Source organism: Candidatus Limnocylindrales bacterium (assembly GCA_035571835.1).
Taxonomy (GTDB): domain Bacteria; phylum Desulfobacterota; class Binatia; order UBA1149; family CAITLU01; genus DATNBU01.
Genome location: DATNBU010000035.1, coordinates 21,199 through 35,375, shown reverse-complemented (window position 1 = coordinate 35,375; position 14,177 = coordinate 21,199). Strand labels below are relative to the sequence as shown.

At 65.5% G+C, this 14,177-nt stretch carries 7 protein-coding genes and 1 pseudogene; 5 read left to right on the top strand and 3 right to left on the bottom strand.

The features are described 5' to 3' along the window. From VN634_15805 to VN634_15795, 3 genes are all read left to right on the top strand, one after another. A partial coding sequence (locus VN634_15805) for a nuclear transport factor 2 family protein (GenBank protein HXC52346.1) occupies positions 1 to 2,141 on the top strand: 2,141 nt, incomplete at its 5' end. Between the two features lie 56 nt (positions 2,142 to 2,197). Beyond that, positions 2,198 to 5,281, top strand: a complete 3,084-nt coding sequence (locus VN634_15800; protein HXC52345.1) for a discoidin domain-containing protein — start codon at positions 2,198 to 2,200, stop codon at positions 5,279 to 5,281. Positions 5,282 to 5,334: 53 nt separating this feature from the next. Further along, positions 5,335 to 8,772 (top strand): hypothetical protein, encoded by a 3,438-nt coding sequence (locus VN634_15795; protein ID HXC52344.1) that lies wholly within the window; start codon positions 5,335 to 5,337, stop codon positions 8,770 to 8,772. 58 nt (positions 8,773 to 8,830) lie between these two features. Here the strand turns inward: VN634_15795 and VN634_15790 are convergent, their stop codons facing one another. After that, positions 8,831 to 10,588, bottom strand: coding sequence for an ABC transporter ATP-binding protein/permease (locus VN634_15790; GenBank protein HXC52343.1), 1,758 nt, complete (start codon positions 10,586 to 10,588; stop codon positions 8,831 to 8,833). Between the two features lie 221 nt (positions 10,589 to 10,809). Between VN634_15790 and VN634_15785 the strand changes: the two genes are divergently transcribed. Further along, on the top strand, positions 10,810 to 13,188 hold the full coding sequence (locus tag VN634_15785; GenBank protein ID HXC52342.1) for a phosphoketolase family protein: 2,379 nt from the start codon (positions 10,810 to 10,812) through the stop codon (positions 13,186 to 13,188). Between the two features lie 59 nt (positions 13,189 to 13,247). On the opposite strand, the pseudogene VN634_15780 reads toward VN634_15785, so the two are convergent. After that, a pseudogene (locus VN634_15780) lies at positions 13,248 to 13,427 on the bottom strand (heavy metal-associated domain-containing protein). Between the two features lie 18 nt (positions 13,428 to 13,445). Further along, positions 13,446 to 13,595 (bottom strand): hypothetical protein, encoded by a 150-nt coding sequence (locus tag VN634_15775; protein HXC52341.1) that lies wholly within the window; start codon positions 13,593 to 13,595, stop codon positions 13,446 to 13,448. Positions 13,596 to 13,797: 202 nt separating this feature from the next. Between VN634_15775 and VN634_15770 the strand changes: the two genes are divergently transcribed. Continuing rightward, a complete protein-coding gene (locus VN634_15770; GenBank protein HXC52340.1) occupies positions 13,798 to 14,163 on the top strand; it encodes a hypothetical protein in 366 nt (121 codons plus the stop codon). Positions 14,164 to 14,177 lie beyond the last annotated feature (14 nt).

The window sequence follows — 14,177 nt, the reverse complement described above, 5'->3', positions numbered from 1 at the left end:
CTCTTGCGACGTGGTCTTCGGACGGCCCCGAAGAGTTCGTGCGGCACTGGAGCCTGCAGCGTGACCTTGCGCCGGACGCTGCGCAGCGCTTCTACGACGTTCTCGCCTGTGCACCCCACGCAGTTCTCGTCCGCATTACCGCTTTCGGTACCGGTCGTGACAGCGGCGGGGCCTTCGAAAACCGGATCTGCGCCATCCTCACGTTCGCACCCGACGGCCGCAATGCGGGCGTAGAGCTTTTCGAAACCGAGTGCGAGGCCGAGGCGCTGGCTCGTTTCGGCGAGATCACGGCTGGCTCGCGGCCGCTCACGGCACCGCGCCGCGTGCGACCGAACGCTGCGACCGTCGCATCCGATCGAATGTCCGCAGCCGTCGAGCGGCGTGACGCTGAGGGCGTCGCGGCCGTCTGCCATCCTTCGTACGTGGAGATCGATCACCCGACCGGAGCGACCTACGGAAAGACGGAAGCCTGCGCGTCGATCGTTCGATTCCTGCGCTCGAGCGACGCGAGCTACCGCGTCGAGCCGCTCGCGACGCTCGGTTCCCTCATGCTCGGCCGCCGGCGCATTCACGCGAGAGGTACTCGCGGACAGCGCTTCGACGTCGGCGAATACGAGAACGAGACGATCCTGGTGGCCGAGGTCGGCGAGCAGGGGCTTGTCGTGCGTCACGAAGTATTCGCTCGCGATCGTCTCGGCCAGGCGATCACGCGCCTCTACGAGTTGTATGCGGAGCGAGAGCCGGACGGTGTCGCGCGTTCGCGCGCGCTGGCAATCGCACACAATGCAGTCTGGGACGGGCCGATCGATCTGGAGCGAATGGAAGCGAGCATCTCCCCATCAGGGAAGACCGTGGACCATCGCGTGCTCGGTACCTGGAGTGCGCAGAACCGTGAACAGCAGATGCAGCACTGGCGCCAGCAGGCGGAGCTGACGAGCCCCGGCTTCAGCGCCCGAATCGAGGATATCCTTGCTCTCGAGCTCGACGCGCTGCTCGTCCGCGTGACCTTCTCCGGCACGTCCCGGGAGAGCGGCGGCCTGTTCGAGAATCGAGTCTGCAATCTGTTTCAGTTCGCAGCCGACGGCCTCCTTGCGAGCACCGACTGCTTCGAAGCGGAGCAGGATGCCGAAGCGCTGGCTCGTTTCGACGAGATCATCCGGTCGCGCGGTGCATGCCCGGCGGGGCTGGACGTCTACGCGCCGGAGCAACTCGAGCAGGCGCGCGCCCGTTTCGAGGAACTGCGGGCTCGTGAGGCGACGCCGCGCGATCCGCTCGCAGCGCTGCGCAAAGGCAATGTGGCCTCGGCAATCATGGAGCGATGGCAGGAAACATTCGAGCATGCATTCGCGACCGGCGACTGGAGCCCGATGCGCGCGCTTTGCTCACCGACCATGGTCTTCGACGATCGCCGGCGCCTCGCGCTGGTGTCGGGCGGCAGCGAGATGCTGGTCGCTTCGGCGCGCGAACGCGTTGCGATCGGTGCGCATCCGGAATCGCGAGTCATCGGCACGGCTGGCGAGCGCGTGATCCTGCAGAACATGCTCTGGTCGGGCGGCCCGCCCGGCGGACGGTTCGAGATCGAGTACCTCGCCGTGCAGGAGGCGGACGAGGCGGGACAGCTGGCGGCGATTGTCCTGTTCGATATCGACGACGGTCGCCACGCCCAGCGTGAGGTATGGAAGCGCTGGGCGGCGATCGATCCGTCGCTCTGCTCCATGACGACGGTGCTCGGCAAAGTGGTCGATGCGTGGAACGACAAGGATTGCGAGCTGCTGCGCGAGGCGTACGCCGAAGACCTCGTCTTCGAAGACCACCGCCACAGTGGGCTCGGCCGCCTCGAAGGTTCCCAGGCGTACCTGGAGAGCGTGACCGCGCTCTGGACCCTCGCACCGGATTCACGCTTCGATGCGAAAAACTTCTGGCTCTGCGCGGACGCGAACGGAGGTGTTTTTTATTCGCGGCGCACCGGGAAGGTCCCTCGCGGCGGCGGCGAGTACGAGAGCGAGTTTTTCGTGCTCATGCTCGTGGACAGCGGCCGCATCCGTCGCTTCGAGTTCTTCGAGATCGTCGATTCGAATGCGGCGCTTGCTCGCTACGACGAGCTGCGGACCGCTGCGGATGTTGCGCGAAGCCTCCGGTAACGCTAACCGGGTTCCAGTCGTCCAGTCGAATCCCGTATGTAGCGGCAGAGGTGGCCATGAATCGTTCTGTTCTCGATCCGTTCGAAGATCTGTCGGATTGGGGAGTCGTCGCATCAGGCCTGGCCGAGCTGCGTCTGACGCACGAGCGGGATTCCGCCGGCCCGTGCATGCGCCTGGACTACGACTTCAAGGGCGGCGGCGGTTTCGTCGTGGCCCGTCGCGTCGTGTCGTTATCGCTGGCTCACACCTACGCGTTTCACTTCGACGTGCGCGGAGCGGCGCCGCGTAACAAGTTCGAGCTCAAGCTGGTTGATCCGAGCGGGAAGAATGTCTGGCGCTGGCAGCAGGATGCGTTCGACTTTGCGGCGGACTGGCAGCCGATGCGGATTGGCAGCAGCCAGTTCGAGTTCGCGTGGGGACCTGCCGGAGGCGGGTCTGCTGCGGAAGTCGCGGCGATCGAGTTCGCGATCACCGCCGGCCCTGGAGGCAAGGGCACCGTGTGGATCAGCCGGCTCGAAGTGGAGGACCTGAGCTTCCCGGCCGAGCCGACCGTCACGGCATCGACCGCTGTCTCCGGCCACGAAGCGGGCTTCGCCGTCGACGCGAACCCGGAATCCAGGTGGCGCAGCGTCGCCGGCGCCGCCGAGCAGTGGTTCCTCATCGACCTCGAGAACGAACACGAATACGGCGGGTTGATCATCGACTGGGATCCGGCCGCGCCGGCGCGCCGGTTTTCCGTGCAGACGTCGAACGACGCGGCGTCGTGGAAGCTGGCGTATGCCGCGCCTCGCGCCGGCACCAAGCGCAACTATGCGAGCCTGCCCTCCGGCAACTCGCGCTACATCCGCATCGAGCTCGAAGCGGCTGACGCGACGAAAGGTGTCGGAATCTCGAGCGTGCGGCTGCAGCCGTATGATTTCTCGCGCTCGATCAACGAGTTCTTCCACAACGTCGCGGCCGGCCAGCCGCGCGGACACTATCCGAAATACCTGCGCCGGGAGCAGACCTACTGGACGCCGGTTGGCATTTCCGACGGCGTTGCACGTGCGCTTCTCAACGAAGAAGGCATGGTCGAAGTCGACGAGGGGACGTTCTCGATCGAACCGTTCCTTACGACAGGCGGCAAACTGTTCACGTGGGCGGACGCCGCGCCTGTCCAGCAGCTCGAGGACGACTACCTTCCGATTCCGTCGTCGCTGTGGACATGCGGCGACGTCACGCTCCGGACCACGGCCTTTGCGACCGGGACATCAAAAGACGCGGTGCTCTACATCCGTTATCGCGTCGAGCATTCGGGGACGACATCGAAAGCGGTGCGGCTTTTCGCTGCGCTGCGTCCGTTCCAGGTGACGCCTCCGTGGCAGAGCTTTCGCAATCTCGGCGGCGTCAGCCCCGTGCGCGAGATCGTCCGCCGCCCCAACGGGATCTGGATCAATCGCAGCAGGGCGGTCGTTCCGCTTACGGAGCCGAGCCGCTACGGAGCGGCGACGTTCGACGAAGACATCACCGGCTGCATCGAAACCAGGACGATGCCGGACGCCGACGACATGCGCGACAACTTCGGCTACGGCTGGGCTGCGCTCTGCTACGAGCTCGACGTTGAGCCCGGCGTCGCGAGCGACGTCTATCTGGCCATCCCGTTCGGCGCCGCCGCCGACATTCACGACGCACCGCTGCTTCCGGCTGGAATCAGCGGCGCCGAGCAGTTCGAGCTCGCCGTTCACCAGTGGCGCGAGACGCTCGGAGAAGTCGAGATCCGCGTTCCGGCGGTACCTTCCGCAATCGACGCGCTCCGGACCGCGGCAGCACACATCCTCATCAATCGCGACGGGCCGGCGCTTCAGCCCGGACCGCGGCGTTACACACGCTCGTGGATCCGCGACGGCGCGATCATGGGCGCTGCGCTGTTGCGCGTCGGCTGCGACGACGCGATGCGCGAGTTCATCCGCTGGTATGCGCCCTTTCAGCGCGAAGACGGATTCGTCCCGTGCGTAATCGATCGCGACGGCGTCGACTGGCTCGTCGAGCATGACAGCCATGGCCAGCTCGTCTATGCGGTGATGGAGGAGTATCGCCTCACCGGCGACCGCGCGTTCCTCGCGGAGATGTGGCCGGTCGTCCACAAGGCCGTCGGCTGCATTGAGCGGCTGCGCGGCGAGAGATTGACGCCGGAGTATCAGACCGGCGACATGCGCGCGTGCTACGGCCTGTTGCCCGAGTCCGCGAGCCACGAAGGGTACCTTGCGCATCCCGTACACTCGTACTGGGACGACTTCTGGGGCGTTCGCGGGATCAAGGACGCCGCCGCAATGGCTGCGATCCTCGATCATCCGGCGGACGCGCAGCACCTGACCAGCCTGCACGCGGACTTTGCCAAGGACCTCTACGCATCGATTCGCACCACCATTTCCATGCGCAAGCTGGATTACATTCCGGGTTCCGTCGAGTGGGCCGACTTCGATCCGACGGCCACGTCCAACGCGCTCGGGATGCTCGACGAGTCGGCCAACCTGCCCGCCGACGTCGTCGATCAGATGTTCGAGAAGTTTTTCACCGGTTTCCGCAGCAAGCGCGCCGGCGCGATCGACTGGACGAACTACACTCCCTACGGAGTCCGCCTGATCGGCGCGCTGGTGCGAATCGGCAAGCGAGAGGGCGCTCTGGAGCTGTTCGAGTTTGCTCTTTCCCAGCGGCGTCCCGTGCCGTGGAACCAGTGGCCGGAAATTTCGTGGCGCGATCCCACGAGCCCGGGCCACCTCGGCGATCTTCCGCACAGCTGGATCGGCGCCGAGTACATGCTCTCGCTGCTCAGCATGTTCGCGTTCGAACGCGACGCCGACGAGTCGCTGGTGATTGGCGCCGGCCTCAGCTCCGCATGGCTGAGTGATGCCGGCGGAGTCGAGGTACGCGGCCTGCCGACGTGGTACGGAAAACTCAGCTACACGCTGCGACGCGAGAGCGCATCAGAGCTGCAGCTGCACATCGACGGCGACCTTGCCGTGCCTCGTGGCGGGATCGTCGCACGGCTGCCGTTCGACGCGGCGCCCACGGAAGTGCTCGTCAACGGCACGGCGACCCGCAGCTTCACGGCCGAAGAAGTCGTCATCCGTGAGCTGCCGGCCGACGTGATCATGCGCTAGAAGCGACTCGCGCAACGAATGGAACAACCGATGCGGCCTGACGGAGCAAGACGATGACATCCCCGGCGTTTCCAGCCCAGCTCGAAAGCCCGTCGGGGCTGCGCGTGCAGATCAACCGCAACGGCTCGGTGCGGCGACTCGATCACAACGACATCATTCTCAATCTGTTTCTCGGAACGGAGGTCGAGGGCGGGCCGGCCAATATCTGGCTACGGCGCCGCGGCGCGGCCATCGAGTCGACTCCGCTGCTCGGGCCGTCAGGTCCGGGAGTCGCGCGCGTCGATGCGGATGGCCTTCGTATCGAGGGCGAGTGGAAAGACGTGCGCTTCCGGATGCGGCTGGTCCTGCCGGAATCGACGCCCGCATGGCTGTGGCACGTGACGCTCCAGAATACCGGCGCCAGTCCCGTCAGCGTCGATCTCGTCTACGCGCAGGACATGGCGCTCGCGCACTACGGGACCGTGCGCATGAACGAATACTACGTCAGCCAGTACATCGACCACACGCCGCTCGAACATCCGCAGTGCGGCAGCGTGCTCGCCGTGCGCCAGAACCTGTCGATGGGTGGCCGTCATCCGTGGGCGATGGTCGGTTCGCTGAGTCGCGCAGTCAGCTTCGCGACCGACGCGCTGCAACTGCACGGCCTCGCCACGCGCGCCGGTGACGTCGCCGACGGGCTGCGTGCGGCAGCGCTGCCGGGAACACGGCAGCAGCACGAGCACTCGATGGCAGTGATCCAGGATGCCGAGGTGCGCCTCGCCGCGGGCGAGACCGTACAGCGCGGCTTCTTCGGATGGTTCGAGCCGGATCATGCGGACGCATCGTCGCCGACGGACCTCGCGTTCGTGGATCAGCTGCTGGCGCTGCCGGAGGCCGCGACGGCAGTTCCGGGCGATGCTGGTGCATCGGTCATATCAAATTTCGGGAGCCCGGCGCCGGACGACGCGCAGACATCGGCAACGCTGTTCAGTGCCTGCCCGCTCGTCGACGCGCTCGATCTCAGCGCAGGTGAGATCGCCGATGCGTTCGGCCAGCAGCTTCGGCACGTCGAACGCGACGACGGGAGTGTCCTGTCGTTCTTCACCGGGACCAATCGGCACGTCGTGCTGAAGGCGAAGGAGCGACAGGTCCTGCGCCCGCACGGTCATCTCATCCGCACCGGCGATCACGTGGTACCGGACGAGGCGTCGCTGACGTCGACGACGTGGATGGCGGGCGTATTCCACTCGCTGGTCACGCAGGGGCACGTCAGCATCAACCGGCTGCTGTCGACGTCGCGCAGCTATCTCGGGCTCGTGCGCTCCGGCGGCCAGCGCATCTTCGTCGAGCTGGACGACGGCTACCATCTGCTCGACGTGCCGTCGGCCTACGAGATGGCGCCGAACGGATGTCGCTGGCTCTACAAGTACCACGCGGGCGTGATCGAGGTTCGCAGCTGGGCGCCGGCCGATCGCCACGCGCTGCACCTGTCCGTCGACGTGCTCGCCGGACCGCCGCGGCGCTTCCTCATCGCACATCATGTCGCAATCAACGGCGACGATGGCGCCGAAGCGACTCCTGTCCAGCTCACACGCGACGAGGACGGCATCGTCATTCGACCAGTCGCCGACTGCGACGTCGGACGGCGCTTTCCCGACGGCAGCTTCCGCATCGGCATGCTGGCCGGTACGAGCATCGAGAAAGTCGGCGGCGACGAGCTCGTCTTCGTCGACGGACAGTCGCGCAATCAGCCTTTCGTTACCGTGCTTCTCGAAAGAACCGCGAGTGCGCATCTGCGGATCACGGGACACCTTCTTCCGATCGCCGCGCTTCCTGCTCCTGCGCAGACACCGGACTTCGCTCGCGACCAGGCCGCGGCCGAACAGTTCTGGCAGGGTCTGCTGGGTCCGTTCGCGCTGCGCGCAGCCAGCGACGCCGATGACGGCGACGGCGTCGCGCGCCTCGAGGAGATCCTTCCGTGGTTCGCGCACAACGCGATGATCCACTACCTCGCGCCGCGCGGACTGGAGCAGTATTCGGGAGGCGGGTGGGGAACCCGCGACGTCTGCCAGGGGCCGGTCGAGCTGATGCTGGCGCTCGGCCGTTGGGAGCCGCTGCGCGACCTGCTGCTGCGGGTTTTCCGCGCGCAGAACGCCGACGGCGACTGGCCGCAGTGGTTCATGTTCTTCGAGCGCGAGCGCGGCATCCGTCCGAACGACTCGCACGGCGACATCGTCTTCTGGCCGCTGCTGGCGCTCGCCGAGTATCTGCGCGCTACCGAAGACGTTTCGATTCTTGAAGCGGTTGCTCCGTTCTTTCATCCCGACGGCGACGACAAGGCGGAGCAGGCGACCGTCGAGGTTCATGTGCAACGCGCGTTGTCGGCGATTGCCGGGCGCATCATTCCCGCGACGGCGCTCGTGGCGTACGGCCACGGCGACTGGAACGACTCGCTGCAGCCGGTCGATGCCAGCATGTGCGAGAGGCTGTGCAGCGCGTGGACCGTCACTCTGCACTATCAGACGCTCACGGCGCTCGCGGCCGCGCTCCTGCGCATCGGTCGCGCCGCCGCTGCGGCGCCGCTCCACGAACAGGCCGGTCGCATCTACGACGAGTTCCAGCAGCGGCTGGTCGTCGGCGGCACGCTGACCGGCTACGCGTATTTCCATGAAGATGGACGCATCGACTACCTGCTGCACCCGGGCGACCCGAACACCGGCATCCACTTCAGCGTGCTCGCGATGATTCATGCCATCATCAACGACATGCTGACTCCTGATCAGGTGCGTGCGCACGTCGACCAGATCCGCACGCATCTGCTGGGGCTCGACGGTGCGCGCCTGTTCGACCGTCCGTTCGACTATCACGGCGGACCGCAGCGCTATTTCCAGCGCGCCGAGAGCAGCACGTACTTCGGCCGCGAGATCGGCATCATGTACATGCACGCCCATCTCCGATACGCGGAGGCGATGGCGCACTTCGGTGACGCCGATGCCCTCTTCCTCGCACTGCAGCAGGCCAACCCGTGCGGCATTCGCTCGGTGATCGCGCCGGCGCGGCTGCGCCAGGCGAACTGCTACTACTCGAGCTCGGACGCAATGTTCCCGGACCGCTACGCGGCCTTGGCCGACTACGCGAACGTGAAGACCGGCGAAGTCGATTTCGAGGGCGGCTGGCGCGTGTATTCGAGCGGCGCCGGCATCGCAGTGCGTCTCATCCACGAGTGTCTGCTCGGCGTTCGCCGGTCGGTCTCCACGCTCGTCGTCGATCCCGTGCTGCCGAAGGCACTCGACGGACTGAGCGCTGAAATCGAGCTTGCCGGAAAACCGGTGACGGTAGTCTACCGCGTCGCCGCGAAAGGCTGGGGCCCGACTGCTCTCACGCTCAACGGAAGCGCGTTGCCGTTCGATCGGCAAGCCAATCCGTATCGTCCCGGCGGCGCCGCCGTGTCGATGGCGACGCTCAGCCCGCTACTCGCTGACGCGAACACGCTGGAAGTGCAGTTGCAGTAGAAAATCGGGGACAGACACTGATTTCCCGAAATCGGGGACAGACACCGATTTTCCGAAATCAGTGTCTGTCCCCGATTTCGAGCGCCGCCACGCCGGCGTCGTTCGCTGTGAGCGTCCAGCGCGTCGCGAGGTACTGCGCGGCGGCCGGCCGCCGCGTCATCGCGACCACGGTGGCGCCAGGCAGACGCGTCGCCAGCAGCTCGTAGACGCGTTTTTCCACGGTTTCGTCCAGCGCCGCGGTCGCGTCGTCCATGAAGATCCAGTCGGGCTCGTGCAGAACCGCGCGGGCGATGCCGAGGCGTTGCTGCTCGTCTCCGGAGAGCTGATTGTCCCAGTCCACTTCGCTGTCGAGCTGGACGGCGAGGCGCTCGAGCCCGAGCGCTTCGAGCGCATCGCGGATCGCAGCGTCTTCGAACGCCCCGGACTTCGACGGATAGCAGACGACATCACGAAGAGTCCCGATGGGCAGATACGGACGTTCGGGCAGGAAGAGCGTTCGCGCCTGCGCAGGCATTTCGATCGTGCCGCTGCCGAACGACCACAGGCCGGCGATTGCCCGGAACAGCGTCGTCTTGCCGACGCCGGCCGCAGCGATCACGGCCAGCTTCTGCCCGGGCTCGATCGTCGCGTCGGCGGACTCGAGCAGTACCCTGCCGTCCGGAAGAGTCAGGCGAACTCCGCGCAGGCGCAGCGCGCGGCCGTCAACCGGCTCCACGTGAATGCCATCGGTGCGGACGAGATCGGCATGCGCGGCATCGATCACGTCGGCGAACGACGACAGTCGCTCGATGCTCGCGCGCCACTGCGCGATCTCCTGGTATGCGTAGACGAACCAGGCGAGCGCTCCGGCAACCTGGATGTACGCGACGCGCGTCTGCGCGACCGAGCCGAGCGTCATCCATCCTGAGAAGTACGCCGGCGCTGCAATCAGCAGCGGCACCACCGCGTTGACCTGGCTGATCGTCGTCGTAAGCACCGTCAGCCGCCGTTGCGCGGCGATCAGCTGCCACCAGTTCTCGACCACGTGCTGAAAGCGTCCGAGCGCGCGACGCTGTTCGGACACGGCGCCGCGCGCCAGCGCCACCGCTTCCAGGTTGTCGCGGAAGCGTACCAGGCCATAGCGAAAATCCGCCTCGACGCGCTGGCGATGGAAGTTGATCGGCACCAGTGGCCGCCCGACAAAATGCGTGAGGCTCATCGCAACGAACGCGTAGACGATGGCCACCCACAGCATCAGGCCGGGGATGTGGATCGGCTTGCCGAACCACTGAAGCGGCCAGTCGGCCGACAGGCTCCACAGCAGGCCGCCGAAAGAGAAGAGGGTTGCGAGCGCTGCAAGCAGCGACAGCGCGAGCCCGAGCGCGCTCGCCACGAAGATGCGGATGTCCTCGGCGATTCGCTGGTCGGGGTTATCCGCTTCACCGCGGTGAAGCTCCCTCTGGGTGTACGCCTGCGGGCCGATCCAGCGCTCGACATAGTGCGCGGTCAGCGAACGGCGCCAGTGCATCTCGAGCCATTGCCGGACGTAGATCCGGAAGGCCGACACCAGCACGAACACCAGCACGATGGCGAGAAAGCCGCCGATGGCTCCGAAGAACGCGGCCATCTGCTTGTCCTGTACGGCGTCGAAGACCCGCTTCTGGGCTGCCGCAATCAGCACGCTGCCGTAGACCGCGCCGAATTCGAGGGAGATGCAGGTTGCCAGTAGCGCGCCGCCGCTTCTGCCGGCGGGCGACGTCCAGTAGATGCGGATCAGCCGCCACAGGTTGTTGGCGAAGCGCCGGCCGAAGACCGCCTGATCGCTGGAAGCTGCCATTCGCGCCGTCACTCCCCGCACGATGGCGATATCGGTGCGACCGCTCTGTTCGTCATTGTCTCCAAGCTGCCGATTTCTATCGGACGGCCCGCGCGAACGACACCGGCGCAGTGCGGTTTACCGCAGTGCCCGATGCAGACTCGTGCCGGGTTCCGGCTCGTGTATAGGTACGCCGTTCATTGCGAAGGTCGGATCATCGACGTCAGGAAACTCGCGCAGCAATGGAGAGAGCCATGGAAAAACCTCTGAACGCCCGGGAACTCGAACTGATCAACGCGTACTGGCGTGCCTGCAACTACCTCGCCGTGGGGATGATCTACCTGAAGGACAACCCGCTGCTCCGCAGGCCGCTCGAAGCCGAGAACGTCAAGCACCGCCTGCTCGGTCATTGGGGTGCAAGTCCCGCGTTGTCGTTCACCTGGGTGCACTGCAACCGGCTGATCGTACGCGACGACCTCGACATGATCTTCGTGGCCGGTCCCGGGCACGGCGCGCCCGGCGTGCTCGGCCCCGCCTATCTCGAGGGCACGTATTCGGAGATCTATCCGGACAAGAGCGAGGACGAGGAAGGCATGCGCCGCTTCTTCCACCAGTTCTCGTTCCCCGGCCACATCGGCAGCCACGTCACTCCGGAGACTCCGGGTTCGATCCACGAGGGCGGCGAGCTCGGCTACAGCCTTTCGCATTCGTTCGGCATGGTGCTCGACAATCCCGATCTCATCGTTGCGTGCGTCGTCGGTGACGGCGAGGCCGAGACCGGACCGCTCGCCACGTCGTGGCATTCCAATAAGTTCATCAACCCGGCGCGCGACGGGGCCGTGCTGCCGATCCTCAATCTGAACGGTTACAAGATCGCGAATCCGACCATCCTCGCGCGCATCAGCCACGAGGAGCTCACCGCGCTGTTCGTCGGTTACGGATACAAGCCATACTTCGTCGAGGGCGACGATCCGGCCGAGATGCACCAGAAAATGGCGGCGACTCTCGACGAGGCCATCGGCGAGATCCGCGCGCACCAGAAAGCCGCACGCGAATCGAAAGAGCCGCAGCGTCCGCGCTGGCCGATGATCGTGCTGCGCTCGCCCAAGGGATGGACCGGACCGAAGGAAATCAAGGGCCACAAGGTGGAAGGCTCGTGGCGCTCCCATCAGGTGCCGTTCTCGGAAGTCCGCAGCAATCCGGACAACCTCAAGCTGCTTGACGACTGGCTGCGCAGCTACCGGCCCGAAGAGCTGTTCGACGCGAACGGCGCGCTGATCCCCGAGCTCAAAGCGCTCGCACCGAAGGGAACGCGTCGCATGAGCGCCAATCCGCACGCCAACGGCGGCGTGCTGCGCAGGGAGCTCAAGCTTCCCGACATTCGCGACTATGCGGTCGACGTCCCGGAGCGCGGCGCGGTCGAATACGAGAACACGCGTCCGCTCGGCGAATATCTGCGCGACGTGATGAAAATGAACATGTCGAGCTTCCGGCTGTTCGGGCCCGACGAAACCGCGTCCAATCGCCTGCAGGCGGTATACGCGGCGAGCCGCAAGACGTGGATGGCGGATTATCTTCCGGAAGACGCCGACGGCGGCGAGCTCGCGCGTGACGGTCGCGTGATGGAGATGCTGTCGGAGCACACGCTGCTCGGCTGGCTCGAGGGTTACCTGCTGACGGGTCGCCACGGCCTGTTCCACACCTACGAAGCCTTCGCGCACGTGATCGACTCGATGTTCAACCAGCATGCCAAGTGGCTCGACATTTCGAAGAACCACGTTGCATGGCGCGCGCCGGTGGCGTCGGAGAACATCCTGCTGTCCTCGACCGTGTGGCGCCAGGACCATAACGGATTCTCGCATCAGGATCCCGGCTTCATTGACCTCGTCACCAACAAGGGTCCGTCGGTTACGCGCATCTATCTGCCGCCGGACGCGAACACGCTGCTGGTCGTCGCCGATCACTGCCTGCGCAGCAGCGACTGCATCAACGTCATCGTCGCCGACAAGCAGAAGCACCTGCAGTTCATGACGATGGACGAGGCGATGGTCCACTGCGCCAAGGGTCTCGGCATCTGGAAGCGGGCCAGCACCGATGCGGATGCGGAGCCGGACGTGGTGCTGGCCAGCTGCGGCGACGTCGCAACCATGGAGGCGCTGGCCGCGGCCGCGATCCTTCGCGAGCGCGTGTCGGACCTCAAGCTGCGCTTCGTCAACGTGGTCGATCTGTTCAAGCTACAGCCACGATCCGAGCATCCGCACGGATCCACCGAGCGGGAGATCGGAGGGCTGTTCACGACCGACAAGCCCATCATCTTCAATTTCCACGGCTACCCGTGGCTGATCCACAAGCTGGCGTATCGCTTCGCCGGCCACGACAACCTGCACGTGCGCGGCTACAAGGAGAAGGGCAACATCAACACCCCGCTCGAGCTCGCGATGCTCAACGAGACATCACGCTTCCACCTGGTGATCGATGTGATCGAACGCGTGCCGAAGCTGCGAACCAGGGCCACCCATCTCAAGGAAGAGATGAAGAACGCGATCATCGACAATATGCGCTACGCGCACGAGAACGGCACCGATCGACCGGAGATCACCGGCTGGACGTGGCCGTACTGAAGAGGCGGCGAGTCCCGGCGACTCCGGCGTGAGCCGCAGCGCCGGGCAATTCGCCGGGTTCAGCTGCTGCCGGCGCTCTCGAACGTCCGGACCGAATACTTCGTACCCTCGAAAGCCTTGTCACAGGCTTCCTTCGTCAAAGTATGACCCGCCTTCACGGTGACGGTTGCGGTCTTGCTGTCCATGTCCACGTCGACCGACTCGACACCTTCGATCTTCGACAGAGCCGCGCGAACTCGCGCGGGACAGCCGGAGGGTCAAGTCATGCCGTCGACGTGGAGAAGATACTTCGCCTGTTTTGCCGTTGCCGCGGCCGGCGCCGCGTCGTCGGTAGCCGATACCGGCGAAGCCGCTGCAAGCGCGACAGCAACGAGCAGGGGAAGCAGAATCTGCCTTGGCCTGATCATGTAGCCATCGTTATCAGCCGTAGCAGCGATCGGAAAGTCACTGATGCGATTCACGGCGCAATCGAGGTGACAACGTCACGACAGGGACTAGGTTGGGTCGGCGATACGACGAGCGGGAAACAAAAAAACACCCCGCCCTCGTTCAAAGGAGGGCCAGATGGCCACCAGATCCACCAGGAAAAAAGTCGCGACGAAGAAAACCATGGCGATGGCGAGGGCCGGTTCCGCCATGTCGCGGGAAGCAAAAGACGCGTATGGCGAGATCGCCTCGGGCGTCAAGCATCTCGAGAAATCGATCGCCGAGATTCAGCGCGGGCTCGTCCGGGCCGAGAAGAAGATCGAGCGGGATGCGCGCGCCAAGGTTCGCGAGCTGCGCAAGGATGCCCGCGCCCAGCTCGGGACGCTCAAATCCACGCAGCGCGAAGCAGGGCGTGTGCTGAAACGCCTGACCGCGGGCGCCGATGAGTCGTGGCGGGATATCAAGAAAGGTGCCGATTCCATCATCGCGGATGCCCGCAAGACGGCCGACGTCGTCATCCGGCGCTTCCGCAAGGCCATCGGCGCCTGAATCCGGAGTTCCGG